The sequence below is a fragment of the Sporosarcina sp. USHLN248 genome (genome assembly GCF_037144575.1).
Taxonomy (GTDB): Bacteria; Bacillota; Bacilli; order Bacillales_A; family Planococcaceae; genus Sporosarcina; species Sporosarcina contaminans.
In genome coordinates this window covers 123,679-140,695 of the sequence record NZ_JBBCZC010000004.1, presented here as the reverse complement: position 1 = coordinate 140,695, position 17,017 = coordinate 123,679, and the positions used below count along the sequence as shown (strand labels likewise).

The 17,017-nt window shown below is 39.3% G+C and carries 20 protein-coding genes and 1 riboswitch; of the genes, 5 read left to right on the top strand and 15 right to left on the bottom strand.

Annotation, left to right across the window (positions count from 1 at the left end):
• Window positions 1–138: 138 nt before the first annotated feature.
• Together WFH04_RS03005 and WFH04_RS03000 are read right to left on the bottom strand one after the other, a co-directional pair.
• Window positions 139–1,464 (bottom strand): nucleobase:cation symporter-2 family protein, encoded by a 1,326-nt coding sequence (locus WFH04_RS03005; RefSeq protein WP_336822573.1) that lies wholly within the window; start codon window positions 1,462–1,464, stop codon window positions 139–141.
• Complete coding sequence (locus tag WFH04_RS03000; RefSeq protein WP_336822572.1) at window positions 1,461–2,048, bottom strand: xanthine phosphoribosyltransferase; 588 nt, start codon at window positions 2,046–2,048, stop codon at window positions 1,461–1,463. Before WFH04_RS03000 ends, WFH04_RS03005 begins: the two co-directional genes overlap by 4 nt.
• Before the next feature lie 136 nt (window positions 2,049–2,184).
• Window positions 2,185–2,286: riboswitch (purine riboswitch) on the bottom strand.
• A gap of 214 nt (window positions 2,287–2,500) precedes the next feature.
• On the opposite strand from WFH04_RS03000, the gene WFH04_RS02995 reads away from it, so the two are divergent.
• Window positions 2,501–2,863, top strand: coding sequence for a KGG domain-containing protein (locus WFH04_RS02995; RefSeq protein ID WP_336822571.1), 363 nt, complete (start codon window positions 2,501–2,503; stop codon window positions 2,861–2,863).
• A gap of 97 nt (window positions 2,864–2,960) precedes the next feature.
• Here the strand turns inward: WFH04_RS02995 and WFH04_RS02990 are convergent, their stop codons facing one another.
• From WFH04_RS02990 to WFH04_RS02965, 6 genes are all read right to left on the bottom strand, one after another.
• Entirely contained in the window at window positions 2,961–3,344 is a 384-nt protein-coding gene (locus WFH04_RS02990; RefSeq protein ID WP_336822570.1) for a VOC family protein, read from the bottom strand.
• Between the two features lie 25 nt (window positions 3,345–3,369).
• A complete protein-coding gene (locus tag WFH04_RS02985) occupies window positions 3,370–4,131 on the bottom strand; it encodes an exodeoxyribonuclease III (protein WP_336822569.1) in 762 nt (253 codons plus the stop codon).
• 71 nt (window positions 4,132–4,202) lie between these two features.
• The gene (locus tag WFH04_RS02980; protein ID WP_336822568.1) at window positions 4,203–4,727 is read right to left on the bottom strand and encodes a P-loop nucleotide/nucleoside kinase family protein; all 525 of its coding nucleotides are present in this window, start codon (window positions 4,725–4,727) and stop codon (window positions 4,203–4,205) included.
• 160 nt (window positions 4,728–4,887) lie between these two features.
• Window positions 4,888–5,808 (bottom strand): pseudouridine-5'-phosphate glycosidase, encoded by a 921-nt coding sequence (locus WFH04_RS02975; RefSeq protein WP_336822567.1) that lies wholly within the window; start codon window positions 5,806–5,808, stop codon window positions 4,888–4,890.
• Window positions 5,805–6,902 (bottom strand): PfkB family carbohydrate kinase, encoded by a 1,098-nt coding sequence (locus WFH04_RS02970; RefSeq protein WP_336822566.1) that lies wholly within the window; start codon window positions 6,900–6,902, stop codon window positions 5,805–5,807. The genes WFH04_RS02975 and WFH04_RS02970 overlap by 4 nt, the downstream gene beginning before the upstream one ends.
• A gap of 193 nt (window positions 6,903–7,095) precedes the next feature.
• On the bottom strand, window positions 7,096–8,211 hold the full coding sequence (locus WFH04_RS02965) for an NAD(P)/FAD-dependent oxidoreductase (RefSeq protein ID WP_336822580.1): 1,116 nt from the start codon (window positions 8,209–8,211) through the stop codon (window positions 7,096–7,098).
• Between the two features lie 185 nt (window positions 8,212–8,396).
• On the opposite strand from WFH04_RS02965, the gene WFH04_RS02960 reads away from it, so the two are divergent.
• Window positions 8,397–9,491, top strand: coding sequence for a branched-chain amino acid aminotransferase (locus WFH04_RS02960; RefSeq protein WP_336822565.1), 1,095 nt, complete (start codon window positions 8,397–8,399; stop codon window positions 9,489–9,491).
• A 72-nt stretch (window positions 9,492–9,563) separates the two neighbouring features.
• Here the strand turns inward: WFH04_RS02960 and WFH04_RS02955 are convergent, their stop codons facing one another.
• The 5 genes from WFH04_RS02955 to WFH04_RS02935 all read right to left on the bottom strand — a co-directional run bounded on the left by WFH04_RS02955 (window position 9,564) and on the right by WFH04_RS02935 (window position 12,751).
• The gene (locus WFH04_RS02955) at window positions 9,564–9,725 is read right to left on the bottom strand and encodes an aspartyl-phosphate phosphatase Spo0E family protein (RefSeq protein WP_336822564.1); all 162 of its coding nucleotides are present in this window, start codon (window positions 9,723–9,725) and stop codon (window positions 9,564–9,566) included.
• A gap of 248 nt (window positions 9,726–9,973) precedes the next feature.
• Window positions 9,974–10,534 carry a YhcN/YlaJ family sporulation lipoprotein gene (locus tag WFH04_RS02950; protein WP_336822563.1) on the bottom strand — a complete coding sequence of 187 codons (561 nt, stop codon included), beginning with the start codon at window positions 10,532–10,534 and terminating at the stop codon, window positions 9,974–9,976.
• Between the two features lie 288 nt (window positions 10,535–10,822).
• Window positions 10,823–11,152 (bottom strand): four-helix bundle copper-binding protein, encoded by a 330-nt coding sequence (locus WFH04_RS02945; RefSeq protein WP_336822562.1) that lies wholly within the window; start codon window positions 11,150–11,152, stop codon window positions 10,823–10,825.
• A gap of 144 nt (window positions 11,153–11,296) precedes the next feature.
• A complete protein-coding gene (locus tag WFH04_RS02940) occupies window positions 11,297–11,548 on the bottom strand; it encodes a YqkE family protein (RefSeq protein WP_336822561.1) in 252 nt (83 codons plus the stop codon).
• Window positions 11,549–11,566: 18 nt separating this feature from the next.
• Window positions 11,567–12,751 (bottom strand): acetyl-CoA C-acetyltransferase, encoded by a 1,185-nt coding sequence (locus tag WFH04_RS02935; RefSeq protein WP_336822560.1) that lies wholly within the window; start codon window positions 12,749–12,751, stop codon window positions 11,567–11,569.
• Between the two features lie 84 nt (window positions 12,752–12,835).
• Between WFH04_RS02935 and WFH04_RS02930 the strand changes: the two genes are divergently transcribed.
• Entirely contained in the window at window positions 12,836–13,738 is a 903-nt protein-coding gene (locus WFH04_RS02930) for a hydroxymethylglutaryl-CoA lyase (protein ID WP_336822559.1), read from the top strand.
• 18 nt (window positions 13,739–13,756) lie between these two features.
• The gene (locus WFH04_RS02925; RefSeq protein ID WP_336822558.1) at window positions 13,757–14,683 is read left to right on the top strand and encodes an alpha/beta hydrolase; all 927 of its coding nucleotides are present in this window, start codon (window positions 13,757–13,759) and stop codon (window positions 14,681–14,683) included.
• Between the two features lie 837 nt (window positions 14,684–15,520).
• Here WFH04_RS02925 and WFH04_RS02920 read toward each other — a convergent pair.
• Window positions 15,521–15,757, bottom strand: a complete 237-nt coding sequence (locus WFH04_RS02920; RefSeq protein WP_336822557.1) for a YneF family protein — start codon at window positions 15,755–15,757, stop codon at window positions 15,521–15,523.
• Between the two features lie 185 nt (window positions 15,758–15,942).
• On the opposite strand from WFH04_RS02920, the gene WFH04_RS02915 reads away from it, so the two are divergent.
• Window positions 15,943–16,440 (top strand): GNAT family N-acetyltransferase, encoded by a 498-nt coding sequence (locus tag WFH04_RS02915; RefSeq protein WP_336822556.1) that lies wholly within the window; start codon window positions 15,943–15,945, stop codon window positions 16,438–16,440.
• A gap of 43 nt (window positions 16,441–16,483) precedes the next feature.
• Here the strand turns inward: WFH04_RS02915 and sirA are convergent, their stop codons facing one another.
• Window positions 16,484–16,930, bottom strand: coding sequence for a sporulation inhibitor of replication protein SirA (gene sirA / locus WFH04_RS02910; protein ID WP_336822555.1), 447 nt, complete (start codon window positions 16,928–16,930; stop codon window positions 16,484–16,486).
• Between the last annotated feature and the right edge of the window lie 87 nt (window positions 16,931–17,017).

Genomic DNA, 17,017 nt, shown 5'->3' with positions numbered 1-17,017 from the left:
ACAATCTACTGAAAGTGGCCGGCATCCGCGAGCTACTTTCAGTATTGAATGAGAAAAATACAAGAACAGGTGGCGAAAAACGATTCGTTTTTCGCCACCTGTTCTATTTTAAGGACTTATTGGACAGCCCCTTTTTATTTACGCTTCTTGTTCGGTTAATGCTATTGTTTGCTTTGTTTCTTGTTCTGGTGCTTGAACAGATGCCTTGCGCTTTCTTGAAGGGATCATATTGAACATGATGTTGAGGAATATAGCCGTCAAACTGCCGGCTACAATGCCGTTGCTTGTTAAAATTTGAATTCCTTCAGGCAAATGCGAGAAAATATCTGGTACTACGGATACGCCAAGCCCTAATCCGATCGAACAAGCTACAATCATTGCATTTTCTTGTGATTGCCCGATTACTTTGCTGAGCATTTTAATCCCTTGTGATACGACCATGCCAAACATCGCAACCATCGCACCGCCTAATACGGATGTCGGAATGACTGTTGCCAATGCAGCAATCTTCGGCATAAGACCTAAAGAAATGAGCATTATTGCAGTAATTGCGATTACTTTACGTGACTTGACACCAGACATTTGCATTAAACCGACATTTTGAGAAAATGTCGTATATGGAAATGCGTTGAAAATGCCCCCGATGACTGAAGCTAAACCTTCTGCACGGTAGCCTTTCTCTAAATCCTTTTTACCAATTTCCTTTTCACAAATATCCCCTAAAGCAAAGTAAACGCCGGATGATTCTACTAATGATACCATCGCAACTAAAGTCATCGTTACGATTGGGAAAAGGTGAAAAGTCGGTGTTCCGAAGTAAAATGGAACAACCATGTGGAACATGGATGCTTCCTTCACTGCACCAAAGTCTACAACTCCAAACAACATCGCAGCGACTGTGCCCGCAATTAAGCCTAAAAGGATAGAAATCGAACGCAAAAATCCATTTGAAAAGCGGTATACTAAAATGATGAAGAGTAAAGTGCCGAATGATAATAAAACATTCGTTACGGAACCGAAGTCAGGCGCGCCTTGGCCCCCTCCCATATTGTTCAAAGCAACAGGAATCAAAGTGATTCCAATTATTGTAACTACAGAACCCGTTACAATAGGCGGGAAAAACTTAATCAGTTTTCCAAAAAACTTGCTTATCATTACAATTATAATGCCTGAAGCGATTACCGCTCCATAAATAGCTGATATGCCATAATTGCCGCCGATTGCAATCATCGGACCGACTGCCGTAAATGTACACCCTAAGACGACCGGCAGACCAATCCCGAAGAAACGGTTCGTCATGATTTGCAAAATCGTCGCAATGCCACACATTAAAATATCAATCGATACTAAATAGGTCAATTGAGTCGAGTTTAATCCGATTGCCTCACCGACGATCAATGGGACTAATATAGCCCCCGCATACATCGCCAATAAATGTTGGAAGCCTAAAACGACGGATTTCATTTTGTAGGCACCTCTTTTTTCAATTTGACTTCTCCGTTTTCAAGAGATTCTATAATCGCCAACGATTCAATGCGGATTCCTTTTTCTCTTAGCAATTCTCCACCTTGCTGGAAGCCCTTCTCAATGACAATTCCGACACCAGCCAACGTAGCACCTGCTTGTTCGATAATATCCATAAGGCCATTCACAGCCTGTCCGTTCGCAAGAAAATCATCGATCATTAGCACCGTATCATCTGCATTAATAAATTTCTTGGAAACCGATATTTCATTCGTTTCATTCTTAGTGAAGGAGTGAACTTTTGCAGTAAGCAAATCATCGACTAATGTTAGAGACTTGCGTTTTCTTGCAAATACGACTGGTACATTCAACTCAAGTCCCGCCATAACTGCTGGAGCAATTCCTGAAGATTCGATCGTCAAGATTTTAGTAATGCCCGCATCCTTGAATCGTTCCGCAAATTCCATGCCAATCGCTTTCATTAATTGCGGATCAATTTGATGATTCAAAAACGAATCCACTTTTAACACTTGATCTGATAAAACTTTACCTTCCGCCAAAATTTTATCTTCCATCTGTTTCATCTTCATTTCCTCCTTAATCGTTCACGATCAGCAGCAATATAAAAAACGGATGACCGTGCATCCATTCATTTCATGAGTGGAGCAAGGTCATCCGGACAGTTCCGAATGAAAAAAGGGGAACATGCGAGGCATGGTCCTTTATTCCGTTGCTTCTCATAGTCGGTTTATTTACGGTAAACCGGTAGAAACTTGCAGGCCATATTCCCGCGATTATATGAGTGGATGTTATTTTTAATAGGTTTTTATTATAACACGCATTCGACATATTTCAACAAGGTTTCTCTCTCTTTTTTACATTTGTTAATTTTTACCTTACTATTATGTTCATAACATTTACATTACTATTGTGACAAGTACATTAATTCGCATTATATAAGTTTATCATACTCGTTTTTCGGCAATAGAAGAACTGTAAGCCAATACAAAAACAGTAAGAAAAGGAGAGGTAAAACATGGCTAAAAATAATAACAACAATAACGACAACAGAGGCAAAATGTCATTAGAAGAAGCAGGACGTAAAGGCGGGGAAGCTACCGCTAAAAACCATGATCGTGACTTCTATGAAGAAATCGGGCGCAAAGGCGGAGAAGCTACTGCAAAAAACCATGACCGTGATTTCTACGAAGAAATCGGGCGCAAAGGTGGAGAAGCTACTGCAAAAAATCATGACCGTGACTTCTATGAAGAAATCGGACGTAAAGGCGGAGAAGCACGCGCACAACAAAATGACAACTATAATAACAATGGCAAAATGAGCAAGTCTGAAGCAGGACGCAAAGGTGGAGAACGCAGCCGCCGCGGACGGGATAGCTAATTAAGCGTACTAAATTATGAGAAGACCATTAAAAAAGGAACAATTGTGCTGAACATACAATTTAGCACAATTGTTCCTTTTCATTTCCATTCATTTATTATGCGTTAAAAACATTCAATTGCCACGAAACACCAAACTGATCCTGTACCCAACCAAATTTTTCACTTCCAGGAATTTCACCTAAGTCCATTAGTACTTGTCCACCTTCTGACAGTCTATGAAACAAACGTTCCAATTCGTCAATTGAATCACATTCAACAAACATTGAAATAGACGGCGTGAATGTAAATGCATGATGGACTGAACTATCAATGCACATAAAGGTTTCTCCATTCAAAATAAAAGTTGCTAGTCTGACAGTCCCATCCTCTGCATAATCAATTTGCTGAATTTCACTGTTTGGAAATAATGACTGGTAAAAATCCATCGCTTGTTTTGCTTTTCCTTCAAACATTAAAAAAGTTGTAATTGACTTTGCCATCTTATTTTCTCTCCTTTATTACAGCTTACCCATCTGCATGCAATTCCAAGACAATCGGGCAATGATCGCTGCCCAAAACATGTGGATGTATGTAGGAAGACTTCAGCTTTGGCAACATACCTTTCGTCGCGATGAAATAATCGATCCGCCAGCCTATATTCCGCTCCCTTACCTTATTCATGTACGACCACCAAGTATAGGCGCCTTCCATATCTGGTTGGAAATGACGGAACGTATCGATGAATCCTTCCTCTAACAATGCAGTCATTTTACCCCTCTCTTCATAAGTAAAACCAGAATTGCCTGCATTTGATTTGTAATTTCGAATATCGATTTCATTATGCGCTACATTTAAATCTCCGCAAAGGATGACTTGCTTCACTTCTGACAGCCGAACTAAATGATCTTTCATCCGGTCTTCCCATTCCAATCGGTAAGGCAAGCGCGCCAAATCTCTTTGAGAATTCGGAGTATACACATTTACCAAATAAAAATCTTCATATTCTAAAGTTAAAATTCGTCCTTCATATTCGGACTCATCATCCCCTACTCCGTATCGTACAGAGAGAGGCTCTTCCTTCGTAAAGACCGCCGTTCCGGAATACCCTTTTTTCTGTGCATAGTTCCAATATTGGTAGTAGCCTTCCAGAGACAAATCAATTTGCCCTTCCTGCAGCTTTGTCTCCTGTACACAAAATATATCTGCATCTTGCTCATAAAAATAGTCCAAAAAGCCTTTCCGGACACATGCCCGTAATCCATTTACATTCCACGATACTAACTTCAATTTTCTATTTCCCCCTATCAGCACTATTGTACAGCAAAGAGGATAGAAATATAAAAGAAGGGACTTAAACGTTATGTATTGATATACTTAATCACTTCAAAAATATAATCTTCAATCGGTTTAGATGTATTAACCTTTAAACAATCATAGCCTGATGGCTTGGCGCAATTTTCAATTGTATTCTTGAAAATTATCTCTGATTTCACCTCTTCTATTTGACTTATTAATCGCTTTCGATTTCTCAGCCTTCGATTAATTGTATGGAAATCATTTACATAACATTCGATATATTTGTATTTCGCATTATACTTATTGGAAAAAGCTGTACCCTTATGAACCATTTCTTCATATAGGCACGGGCTATCAAATATGACACTATTTCCCAATGACAACTGAAAGTCAATGAATGACCAATCGATATTATATGAAATTTTTCCCGCAAGCTTTGGATCTATATTTCCGTCCCCTACACTATGAAGCAACGCAGATTTCGAAATATCATGATCTACGATAATTGCACCGGTCCTTTTTGCAATTTCCTTAGCCAAAGTCGATTTTCCTGAACCAGGAAAGCCCGACATTTGTGCAAAAAACATGTCTCTCACCCTATCTGTCTATTTAGTTACATACTATCATAGCAAAACAACCAATTTTATTTTTCACAAAATAGACTTAGGTCAGTCATCATAAACAAAAAAGCCAGACAAAAAATCAGTATGATTTTGTCCTGGCTTCTGTTTCAATTATAGGTAAACTTTATGATTCCTTGCTATTTGCAAAAGCGATCGCAATTCGCGTTCCGATTTTCGCATTATGTTTTACTAACGCAATGTTTGCGTCCAAGCTTTTGCCTTCTGTCAAGTCCTTCACTTTCCCTAACATGAATGGAGTGACGTCTTTGCCCGAAATGTTTTTCTCTTGTGCTTCCTTAAGCGCTTCTTGAATAATTCCGTTAATGAATGCTTCGTCAAGCGCATCCTTTTCTGGAATCGGATTGGCGATGACTGCCCCTCCTTGCAAACCTAAATCCCATTTTACACGAAGCATGTCCGCAACTGTTTCTGGATCATCCGCACGGAAGTTGATTGGGAATTCACTTCTGCGTGTGTAAAAAGCCGGTAATACGTCTGTTTCATATCCTACGACGGGGACACCTTTCGTTTCAAGATATTCCATCGTCAAACCGATATCCAAAATGGATTTTGCCCCAGCACAGACGACAGCAACATTTGTTTTCGCCAATTCTTCAAGATCAGCAGAAATATCCATCGTTGTTTCTGCACCACGATGTACGCCGCCGATTCCGCCAGTTACGAAGATGCGAATTCCTGCTAAATCAGCACAAATCATCGTTGCTGCAACAGTAGTTGCGCCCAACTGTTTCGTCGCAATTAAGTAACCAAGATCACGGCGAGACGCTTTCGCGACCCCTTGGCTATTACCGAACATTTCAAGCTCTTCGTCAGAAAGACCAATCTTAATTTGACCATCGATTAACGCAATCGTTGCAGGTACAGCTCCATTTTCTCGGATAATTTGCTCTACTTCCCTTGCTGTCTCAACGTTTTTAGGATATGGCATTCCGTGAGAAATGATTGTTGACTCTAAGGCAACAATCGGTCTTCCAGTCGCCATCGCTTCTTGTACTTCTGCTGAATAAGATAGATATTGTTTCATTGTAAAGCCTCCAGTTCTTTTTCAAGTTGTTCTGCTGTCAAATCCTGTCTTACAGTGTCATTCGATTCAAGCGTTTTAGCGGCATTTACTAAGCCAGCCTTTATTGATTGTTGCCAATCCATGTTCAGAAGATATCCATGAAGTACTCCAGATACAAACGCATCGCCAGCACCTGTTACATCTTCAACTGAAACGCCTTCCACAGCCGGGAAGTGAATGACTTCTGAATTTTTAGAAGCTGCCATAGCACCCTTGCTTCCTGCAGTTACAATTACATTTTCAACTCCGCAATCCATTATGGACTTTACTGCATTTCGCCAATCCTCATCAGTCTTTATCGGTTTATTCGTATAAACTTCAGCTTCATCGCGATTGCATATGAACCAAGTGACACCCGTTAGATGATCAGGCAAATGGCTCATTTTCGGTGATGAAACCGGTATGATTACGAACGGGATAGAGTAGCGTTGTGAGAAACTTTTCACATATTCTACTGTCTCTTTTGGACAATTTAAATCAATGATGATTGCAGCTGCATTCATCATTATCCGTTCCTTCTCTTTCATGTATTCAACAGAAAGTTTTTCGTACACATCCATATTGGCCATTGCAACGATCAATTCTCCGTCCGGATTTAAGACAGCAGAGTATGAACCGGTAGAATAGCTATTCATCATATTGACGTCGGAAATACTCATATGCATGGAAGAACTTTGTACAATCGCTTCCCAATCAGCATCATTTCCGGCCACTGTCAGCAAACGAACAGGATGGGAAAGCCGTCCTAAGTTTTCTGCGATATTACGTGCAACCCCGCCGACCGACACTGTTAAATTCGCCGGGTTGGACGTTCCTAATTGTGCTTTTTCTTTCAAATGGTATTTTCGGTCAACATTGGCACCTCCAATGCAAACGACTTCCTTTTCATCTGCAAGAATATATGCCCTACCTGTTATTTTACCTGCTTTCATTAATCCTGAGATCAAATTCGCAAGTGCAGGCCTTGACATTTGAAGTGCATCAGCCATTTCCTGTTGGGTCAAAAAAGGGTTCTTACGAAGAAGTTCAATGACAGCCAACTCTTTTGCATTCAAAATTTATCACCCTTATCATTTACACTCTGGCCTACTTTTCCGACTACTCAACAAAATTGTACGCAAACGGAAACTGTTCGCCGAATGTTTAACGTCATGCAACAATCATTTAGTATTCGTTAAACATTTGTTTTCATTATAAACATATGTTTATATTGTTGCAAGAAAAAAATGAAATAAGCAATTGCTCATTTCATTCGAATGCTTGGGATACATCATATAACGACAAATCAATATCAATTTCTTTTTGCAAAGCGATATTGGATAGTTGTTTTCCTAAAAAAGGGCCGACCGTAAGTCCAGAAGCTCCTAACCCATTTGATATGAACGCATTCGGATAATTAGGGAGTTGCCCGATAACCGGTAGAAAGTTAGGTGTAAATGGGCGAAAGCCTGTTCGAACTTCTTCAAAAACTATATTCGATAAATCGGGACAAACAGTTAGCGCTTTATCCAGTACTTCATGTACACCTCCAGCTGTCGGGGAAGTAAAAAACTCCTTGCCATCTTCGTGTGTAGCTCCAATGACAATTTTTCCGCCTTCAAAAGGTACGATGTATTGATCAGTTGGCGGCATGACAACCGGCCAGTCCTCTGTTTGATCATTTTCTGCAACTAAATGAATGATTTGTGCTTTTTGACCACTTACTTTCATCTTGAGATTTAACGTTTCCAAGAAATCGTTTGCCCAAGCTCCTGCTGCAACGATAAAACGGTCAGCCTTATAGAGACAACCATTTACTTCAACCGCAACAATATTGCATTCTTCCACAATTGGAAGAGCAGAACCATAAACGACATGAGCGCCTACTTTTTTAGCTGCTTCTATTAGAGAATCACGCAGTTTTCTTCCATCAACACGGGCTGCTCCTTCCACAAAAACAGAAGAATATCCATCTTTCACGAATGGGAATTTCCGTTTCGTTTCTTCGAACGATAGCAAATGGAGTTCTCCGATTTCAGGTGCATCCTCTTTACGCATTCTTCCTCGTTCAAGCATTTTTTCTAATTTCTTATGTTCCGTATTCAAACTTATGGCACCAACTTTCCGGTAGCCAATATCCGTTAAACCATCTCGTTGAAGTTCTTCCACTAAAATCGGGTAATAAGCGGCTCCTGCTTTTGCAAGAGAGTACCAAGCTTTGTTTCTCCTTTGAGACAGCCAAGGGCAGATAATACCCGCGGATGCGGCAGTCGCCTGCCCATCATCTTGTCGATCAATGATCGTCACTTCCGCTCCTTTTTTTGCGAGATGATATGCGGTAGATGCGCCTAATATCCCTCCGCCAATTACGATAACTTTAACCATCAAAACACCTTTTTCCATTTTTCTTCTATTGTACAAATGAATTCTATTGGAAACAAACATGAAACCGCTTCCAAAAAAACTTAATAATAAAAGTATTCTATGTCTTTCTTTTTTCTAAAAATGCAGTATAATTGTTTTATTCAACATTAATTGGTCCGGGACCAAAACGAGGAGATTTGATTTGCATGACAAGATTACCCATCGAGATTAAGCTTAGCGACACAAGAAAAGAAAAACCAAATCCAAATTCACTTATTTTTGGAAGAAGCTTTACGGATCATATGTTCATAGCGGATTATGAAGAAGGTAAAGGTTGGCGCCGGCATCGAATTGTTCCTTACGCTCCTTTGCAATTAGATCCGGCATCTATCGTCTTTCATTATGGTCAAACTGTATTTGAGGGCTTAAAAGCGTATCGAACTGAGGATGGTACGATCAAACTGTTCCGCCCACAAGAAAATATGAAAAGGTTGAATCGTTCTTTGGAGCGACTATGCATGCCAAAAATTGATGAGGAAGCTGCTTTGCAAGCTCTGACACAATTAATACTCATTGAAAAGGATTGGATTCCGACATTGCCCGATACTTCGTTATATATCCGTCCGTTTGTCATTGCAAATGAAGCTTTCCTTGGTGTCGCGCCGTCAAAAAAATATCAATTTATCATTATTCTGTCTCCTGTAGGATCCTATTATAAAGAAGGGATCTATCCAGTGAAAATCTTAGTTGAAAATGAATTTGTCCGCGCCGTTAAAGGTGGAACTGGAAATGCTAAGACAGCAGGAAATTATGCCGCAGGTTTAAAAGCACAAGAAGTAGCCGAACAATCAGGTTACTCCCAAGTACTTTGGTTAGATGGAATCGAACGAAAATACGTTGAAGAAGTGGGCAGCATGAATATTTTCTTTAAAATCAATGGTGAAGTAATCACCCCAGCGATCAATGGCAGCATATTAGAAGGGATCACCCGAAAATCCGTCCTCGAGATGCTACGGCATTGGAATATACCGGTCTCGGAGCGAAAAATTTCAATGGATGAAATTCGTAATGCATACGAAAAAGGTCAGCTAGAAGAAGTATTTGGAACTGGAACTGCAGCGGTTATTTCCCCAGTAGGGGAATTGAACTGGGACGGCTATAAGATGATTGTCAATAATGGTGAAACAGGCCAGTTATCTAAAAGGCTATATGAGAATCTTTCTCAAATACAAAAAGGTCAAATGGAAGATCCATTTGGCTGGGTGATGGAATTGAAAAGCGATTTGGCAAGATTAGCTTAATTGACTCTGATTAAAAAAGATCTGTCCGGAAGTAAAAATGAACTTCCGGACAGATCTTTTTTGATATGTTCTTCATGCTATATCTTGGTAGCGGTTTAACAGTAGATCTAATTCTTGGCTGCAGGAAACGACGGTAGGATGTGTAAACCCAAAACTTTTCGCTTTTTTTACCATCTCAGTCCTTTTTACATTGATCCTAACCGACAGCAAATGCTTTTCCAACAATTTTTTCACAACTACGCCTCCATATATTCTTAAAATCACACCATTGCCTATCATATCCGAATCTTCACGAAAAGAATGTCGAAGTTTGTATGAAAACAAATTTGTTATGTAAATGTCATAAATTTGTCACAATTTTTATGTATATTTCGATTTTGCTACCAAAAAGCGGAAAAGGCTTCCCGATTGACTCGTCAAAAGGTAGCCTTTTCATCTCTATTCTATAAACTGCCATTCATTATGAAATGGCATGGAAAACATTATTTTGCATTAGGAAAGACACGTTGAATCGTTTCATTAAATTCTTCGATAAATCCTTCAACTGGTTCTCCTGCACGAATTTGTTCACCATAAGTAGTGAATCGTTCAGCAAAATCCGGGTTAAAAGACACATATACATTTTTAAATTCTTCATGTGCATTCCGGACTTCATCGGCAATTTTGTTTTCCAATTCGTCTGTTTCTTCAGTTCCTTCTTTTAACATGACACCAACATATGCATTTTGATTTGTCACAAGAACATTCGCACTTTCAACTTCATCCATCGCAGCTACTTTTTCAGCTGCGTCATCTGCAACTTCGACTTTCGTTTCATTATTCAAATCATTATTCATATCATTGTTCGTGTTATTGTTGTTATTGCTATTGTTATCGTTGTTATCGTTATTGCCATTCATATCGTTTTGACCGTCCGCCCCCTGCTCATTCGTTGAATTTGTAGTATTGGCATTTTGGTCATTCGTGTCATTATTTTTAGTACCACAACCTGATAGTGCAAACACGATCAGAAAGATGATCGGAAATTTCAACATTTTATTCATCATTATTCACTCCTCTATTTTTTTCAAGTTTAGAGTGTGCTATTAATGATTTTTTATTCTTTTTTGTGACATATGTGTTCAAAATACAGTTCAATGCCCTTTAACAAAGCTACTCCATACGAAATAAATGATTTTATAGTTCGTTTACAAATAAAGAACTTTAAATTAGGTTACTTTCCGATCTCATACGGCTTGAGCCGTTTTTCAGCTTCTTCAGTAACCTTCCTATTATCATATTCCCGTCCTAACACTTCGACTACTCCCAACACCGATTTTTGCTCGCGTTGCTCATTCTTCTATATAGGCTTTGCATGCTTCTGCACACTTTCGGCATGCTTCTGCACACCGCTGACAATGCTCATGATCATGCTTCGCACATTCATCTGCGCATTTCTCGCAAACTTCAGCACAAAGGGTTAAGATTTGATGAATGAATGGACTGTTCCTCGTCATCGCTTGTGCAGCAAACGCACAGATGTCTGCACATTCTCTATCGAGCCGTATACATTCTGCCATCATTTTCACATGCTCTTCTTTTAAGCAAGCATCGTAGCAAAAATTGCATGCTTTCATGCAATCTAAACATGCCTGTAAACATTCTGCAAATTTTTTATCCATTTGAAACACCTCCACCATTCCTTTTCCCGCCTACTACTGCTTTAAACAAATCATGCGTAGGTCTGGAACTAGATAAGAATTTTACGAAATAGAAAAGGGCTGTCACAGAAAATCATTTCATTGACTTTCTGGACTGCCCTACTATTAATATTTTGAGCCTTTGTCTCCATATTCATCTAACAATTCTGCAAAGCTTTTATTTTTTTCACGTTCAATCCGCTCTTTCCGCTTTCTCTCACGCTCAGCTTCTAACTCGGATTGTTCCTTATCCGTCAGTTGCTTTTTCGCTTCCTTTAACTGTAGTAAAATATCATCACCAAGTGTATCAGCTATTGTTAGTTGCTCTTGATCTGCTTTTGATGATGACGGTTGTGAAGTACGTTTTTTCTTAGCCATTCATTCTCCTTCTTTCTTTTAAGGCAATTGAACGATCGTAGCGACTCCTTGTCCCCCGCCAATGCAAAGTGTTGCAAGTCCAGATTTAGCTTGTCGTCGCTTCATTTCATGAAGCAAAGTAACTAAAATTCTCGCCCCGCTTGCTCCGATTGGATGCCCTAAAGCAATCGCTCCTCCATTCACATTCAATTTATCCTTGTCAAAATGTAACTCCCGATCAACCGCAATCGATTGTGCTGCAAAAGCTTCGTTTGCTTCAATTAAATCGATTTCAGACAAGGACATATCCGCTTTTTGCAATGCATTTTTCACAGCTTGCACCGGTCCGATTCCCATTACAGAAGGATCTACGCCAGCATTGGCATTTGCAAGTATTGTTGCTAACGGCTGAACACCTAATTCTTCTGCTTTTTCTTTGGACATAATGACGAACGCTGCAGCACCGTCATTTATTCCCGATGCATTGCCGGCTGTAACGGAACCTTCTTTTTTGAAAGCAGGTCTTAATTTACCTAACTTTTCGGTTGTCGTAGACGCCTTTACGTATTCATCTTGAGCAAAAACGACTGGATCGCCTTTTCGCTGAGGAATTTCTACAGGGACTATTTCTTCCTTAAACTTCCCATTTTCTATCGCTTTTGCTGCTTTTACTTGTGATTGCTGTGCAAATTCATCTTGTTCTTCCCGTGTGATCGAATAGCGATCGCATAGATTTTCCGCAGTAATTCCCATATGATAATCATTAAAAGCACACCATAATCCATCAGAAATCATGCTATCAATTAATTTTTGATCCCCCATTTTAAACCCGTCTCGGCCATTTTTCAATAAATAAGGAGCTTGGCTCATATTTTCCATGCCACCGGCAACAACGATGTCAGCATCTCCTGCAACAATCGCTTGCCGCGCTAAATGGACAGCTTTCAATCCGGAGCCACAAACTTTATTAATTGTCATGGAAGGAACGTTTTCAGGCAACTTAGCTTTAATCGCAGCTTGGCGTGCAGGGTTTTGTCCTAATCCAGCCTGCAATACATTCCCCATAATGACTTCATCAACGTCTTTTGGTAAGATTCCTGCGCGATTTAGCGCTTCTTTGATGACAATTGCACCTAAATCGGGTGCAGAAACATCTTTCAAAGAACCTAAAAACGATCCGATTGCTGTACGGACAGCGCTTACAATGACTACTTCACTTGACATATAGCATTTCCCCCTATCATTCTATTACGTGAACATTGCCCTTTTGTACATCCCTTCAGTACAATAAGTATAGGAGGGATGGATATGTTCATTTTACCAAAGAAAACAACAATTATCGAGGTAGGTCCAAGAGATGGCTTGCAAAACGAAAAAAATATTGTTGATACGAAAAACAAATTAGCATTTATCCAAGCATTGCAAAATGCGGGTGTACAAGAAATGGAGCTCACTTCCTTTGTTTCGCCAAAATGGGTACCACAAATGGGAGATGCGAAAGAAATTGTAGAGCAGACAAAGAAAATCGGAAGGCAGTTTGTCCTATCCCCAAATGAAAAAGGGGCAGAACGGGCATTAGAGGCCGGTGCTAAAAGTATTGCAGTTTTTGTTGGGGTAAGCAATTCGTTTAACAAACAAAATATTAATCGAACGACAGATGAAGCAATGGATGCTCTTCAGCCAGTCATCGCAATATTGAAAGCGGAAGGCATTTTTGTACGCGCATGCATTTCAACTGCATTTTATTGCCCTTATGAGGGGAAAATTGAAAAAGAAGATGTCATAGAATTATGCAGACGTTTCGTATCAATGGGGGTAGATGAACTAAGTGTTGCAGATACGATTGGAATGGCAAATCCAGTAGAAAGTTATGAGCTGTTTAAGCTATTAAAAGTAACATTTCCAGACGTGCTGATCGCAGCGCATTTTCATGATACGCGCAAAATGGCGATCGCCAACATTTTTGCAGCATTGCAAGCTGGCATCGACCGTTTCGACTCATCTGCCGGTGGACTTGGAGGCTGTCCTTTTGCAAAAGGAGCAACAGGCAACGTCGCTACTGAAGATGTTGTCCATATGTTAAATACACTCGGCATTCATACCGGAATCGACGTTAACAAAATTTGTGAAGCTGTTGAAATCATTGAGCCGCATGTTTCGAGACCAATTGAAACAGGTATGTACAGATTATATAAAACAAAAGAAGTCTGACAAAGGAGTGAGACGGAATTGAAACGGCGCTTCCTTTACATAACCGGAATTATAGGAAGCATTTATACAGCCGTCCTTACCATTTTAGGTTATTATGCTGCGAATCGTCTTATGTTCATGAAGCTGAAAGATAAGGATCTAATATTGCGCAGAGAAATTATTGCAAAACGTTTTGATGAGCATTGGTATGAGACGGTGAAAAAAGAAGATTTTTGGGTGCATTCACCTAATGGCTATCCACTGCGTGCTGTTTTTTTACAACCGCTTGAAACGACTCGGACGGTCATTATTTGCCATGGCGTAACGGAAAATAAAATCAATTCAATTAAATACGCTCGTCTTTTTGAACGATTAGGTTTTAATTCGGTCATATATGATCATCGAAGGCATGGCGATTCTGGTGGAGAAACGACAAGCTTCGGATTTTATGAAAAAGCTGATTTACAAGCAGTCGTATCTGCCGTTCGTAACAGAATTGGGAAAAGGGCTCTTTTAGGCGTCCACGGGGAATCGATGGGCGCAGCAACGACAATTCTTTACGCTGGTACTTATGAGGATGAAGCAAATTTCTATATTGTCGATTGCCCGTTCTCTGATTTCTCCGAGCAAATTCTCCATATTTTACGGACGAATACTCCATTAAGGACTTCCATGACATTGCGTGCCGCTAACTTTTTCTTGAAAATTCGGGATGGCTATACTACATCGTTAGTTTCGCCGCGTGAAGTTATACAGCATATCGAAAAACCGATGTTGTTCATCCATAGTATGGAAGATGATTTTATTTTACCACAAATGACGAAGGAATTATTTGCGTTAAAAGAAGGAAATAAGATGTTAAAGCTGTTTGAAAAAGGCGCGCATGCAAAATCTTTTAACGAAAATCCAGAGGAATACGAATATGAAGTGCGGCATTTTTTACATGAATTCGGATTTTCCTCTTAATAACCTCCTTGCCTTGTCACGGGGCAAGGATTTTTCATTTGAATAAAAACACTTTCCCGAAATAGAAAAGTGGCCAGTAAAATGGGAATATTACAGCATGAACAATATTAAACTACATAATCAGCTATATCCTAACTTTTTACACATAATTAATTTCGAAAGCCTTCTGGAACTACCACGATCCCCGCGCTCTTTCGGTTTCAACGCTTTCAATCCATTGCGGCGGTAATTCAGAGAATTCTATCGTGGATAGAAGAAACTCAAATCTCAAGAACCTTTATAAATTGGTTTTGTTGAATTTCTCCATATGATAAAAAATCTAAAATTTTTTAATCGCTCAATTATAAACGATAAACATTGTTTTAGCATCTAATCAATAAGATCTCTGTTCCTCTTTAAAACTACTTGTTTATCATGATACGCTCGAAAAAATCCCACATTGTTACCTGTACCACCTTTCTATAACCATTTATCATTTCTAGCCTACTGTACAGCTTTTAGGCGTGTTTCATTATGAACTATTCATCGTTTCTATGTGTTGCTCGTATCGACTAGCCTATTATTTCCATAGCGCTCAAACTACAAATAGTAAGTGAAAGAATTATTTTTTAAAAACATCTTATAGTTCCATCAAAAAAACCACCTCTCCGGTTTATCTTTCACCAGAAAAAGTGGTTCGTTTGTAATTGATTAAGAAAGATTAAGCACAACATGTAATTTTCGTGAAGAATGATTCGGGTACATCATTGTGACAGGCAATTATTGATTAGAACAATTAGCAAGCATTTGTTGAAACACTTACAAACTGCGTTATCTCAATATTATTGCCTTGTCCAATTATTTTTTCTTACCTGCATTCTCACTTACTTTGTTCATTTGCGCCATCATTTGGTTAATCTTCTTTTGTGAAGGTTTTTGTCCCATTTGCATCATCATCATCCGTAACATTTGTTCATTGATCGGTGGGTTTTCCTTCAAATATTTCATCATATATTGACGTGCGATGAAAAATCCAAGGGCCACACCAGCGATTAACGCGACGACGGCAATGAGGATTACCCAAATCGTGCTCATCCGTTATACCTCCTTCACTACCGTTATTCGAGATTACTCTACCATGTTGGATTATACAACAAAGCGGCGCCATATAGCAATGTCTGGGTATTTTAATTTTTTGATCTGCTGACGTTTTAGCTGTATTTCTTATACTATAATAAGAAAAGTAGAATTATTTATTGATTTTTAAGGGGGACTACAATATGGAGATGGAAATTAGCCTTAGACCTTTACAGATAAATGATTTCGATGACGTCCTTAAATGGTCTAAAGATGATGGTTTTTGCATGGCAAACGGCTGGGAGAAAAATAGGGACAGAGATGAGCTTTATCAATGGTGGCAAAAATGTGTAAACAATAAAGCTCATAATTTTATAAGACTTGGGATAGAGTTTGAAGGCAAGTTAATCGGTTATGCAGATTTAGCATGCATTAAGGGAAATTCCGCTGAAATCGGCATCGCAATTGGGAATCGTTCCTTATGGGGAAATGGAATCGGATCTGCTTCATTATTGCGAGTGATTGACTATGCGGCAAATACACTTGGAATTGATATTTTTACAGCCGAAACACATGAGGGGAATGTACGTTCGCGAAAAATGTTAGAGAAAACTGGATTTATCGAGCGCAGCAAAATTGGCAATGAAATTTATATGGGACAAGCAAACCAATTGATTCAATATGAACTGATTCGGTATTAAAAATAAAGAGACCCCTTTTCCTTTCCTGGGTCTCTTCATACCATTAAAATACAATAGTCCTTTCGGTCATTAAATGATAATCTTGCTTCACCGGTTTCAACCATCCCCACTCTCCTTGTTCATCCATGACTGCAAAGAAACGATCATCAGACCCGGATAAGGCGACGAAGAGATCGAGGTCTAACATGCGTGAACCGTCACAATATGCTAACAGTGAATATGGAGAAATAGAGATGTGGATCGAACCTTTCATAGGATGGGATAAGCGGTATTCTCCTTCATCGCTTTCCACAGTTGTAAAACTCTTTCCTAAGTTTTTCAAAATGGCTTGGTCAATTGCAGCTTCTTCAATTTCATCACATAAAAATTGCACTTCTTGTAAAGGCCGCTCATGGGCATCATCTTTCAATAAATCATATAATAGTCCCTCTCTACCGAGAATGAATGATTGGTACCGTTTTTTCACTTTGTAAATCCCATATGATCGCATGATCGTCACCTCCTTTTCTATTAGTCTACCCTAAATGTAATAAAAATATTGTCATATTACGAAAAAGATAGACACTTTTATTGTCGG

What these genes read in the sequence shown, in the direction of transcription:
- WFH04_RS03005 (WP_336822573.1), bottom strand. Translation starts at nt 1,464, where the DNA reads ATGAAATCCGTCGTTTTAGGCTTCCAACATTTATTGGCGATGTATGCG.
- WFH04_RS03000 (WP_336822572.1), bottom strand. Translation starts at nt 2,048, where the DNA reads ATGAAACAGATGGAAGATAAAATTTTGGCGGAAGGTAAAGTTTTATCA.
- WFH04_RS02995 (WP_336822571.1), top strand. Translation starts at nt 2,501, where the DNA reads ATGGCTAAAAATAATAACAACAATAACGACAACAGAGGCAAAATGTCA.
- WFH04_RS02990 (WP_336822570.1), bottom strand. Translation starts at nt 3,344, where the DNA reads ATGGCAAAGTCAATTACAACTTTTTTAATGTTTGAAGGAAAAGCAAAA.
- WFH04_RS02980 (WP_336822568.1), bottom strand. Translation starts at nt 4,727, where the DNA reads ATGTTTTTTGCACAAATGTCGGGCTTTCCTGGTTCAGGAAAATCGACT.
- WFH04_RS02975 (WP_336822567.1), bottom strand. Translation starts at nt 5,808, where the DNA reads ATGAAACAATATCTATCTTATTCAGCAGAAGTACAAGAAGCGATGGCG.
- WFH04_RS02965 (WP_336822580.1), bottom strand. Translation starts at nt 8,211, where the DNA reads ATGGTTAAAGTTATCGTAATTGGCGGAGGGATATTAGGCGCATCTACC.
- WFH04_RS02960 (WP_336822565.1), top strand. Translation starts at nt 8,397, where the DNA reads ATGACAAGATTACCCATCGAGATTAAGCTTAGCGACACAAGAAAAGAA.
- WFH04_RS02950 (WP_336822563.1), bottom strand. Translation starts at nt 10,534, where the DNA reads ATGAATAAAATGTTGAAATTTCCGATCATCTTTCTGATCGTGTTTGCA.
- WFH04_RS02945 (WP_336822562.1), bottom strand. Translation starts at nt 11,152, where the DNA reads ATGGATAAAAAATTTGCAGAATGTTTACAGGCATGTTTAGATTGCATG.
- WFH04_RS02940 (WP_336822561.1), bottom strand. Translation starts at nt 11,548, where the DNA reads ATGGCTAAGAAAAAACGTACTTCACAACCGTCATCATCAAAAGCAGAT.
- WFH04_RS02935 (WP_336822560.1), bottom strand. Translation starts at nt 12,751, where the DNA reads ATGTCAAGTGAAGTAGTCATTGTAAGCGCTGTCCGTACAGCAATCGGA.
- WFH04_RS02930 (WP_336822559.1), top strand. Translation starts at nt 12,836, where the DNA reads ATGTTCATTTTACCAAAGAAAACAACAATTATCGAGGTAGGTCCAAGA.
- WFH04_RS02920 (WP_336822557.1), bottom strand. Translation starts at nt 15,757, where the DNA reads ATGAGCACGATTTGGGTAATCCTCATTGCCGTCGTCGCGTTAATCGCT.
- WFH04_RS02915 (WP_336822556.1), top strand. Translation starts at nt 15,943, where the DNA reads ATGGAGATGGAAATTAGCCTTAGACCTTTACAGATAAATGATTTCGAT.
- sirA (WP_336822555.1), bottom strand. Translation starts at nt 16,930, where the DNA reads ATGCGATCATATGGGATTTACAAAGTGAAAAAACGGTACCAATCATTC.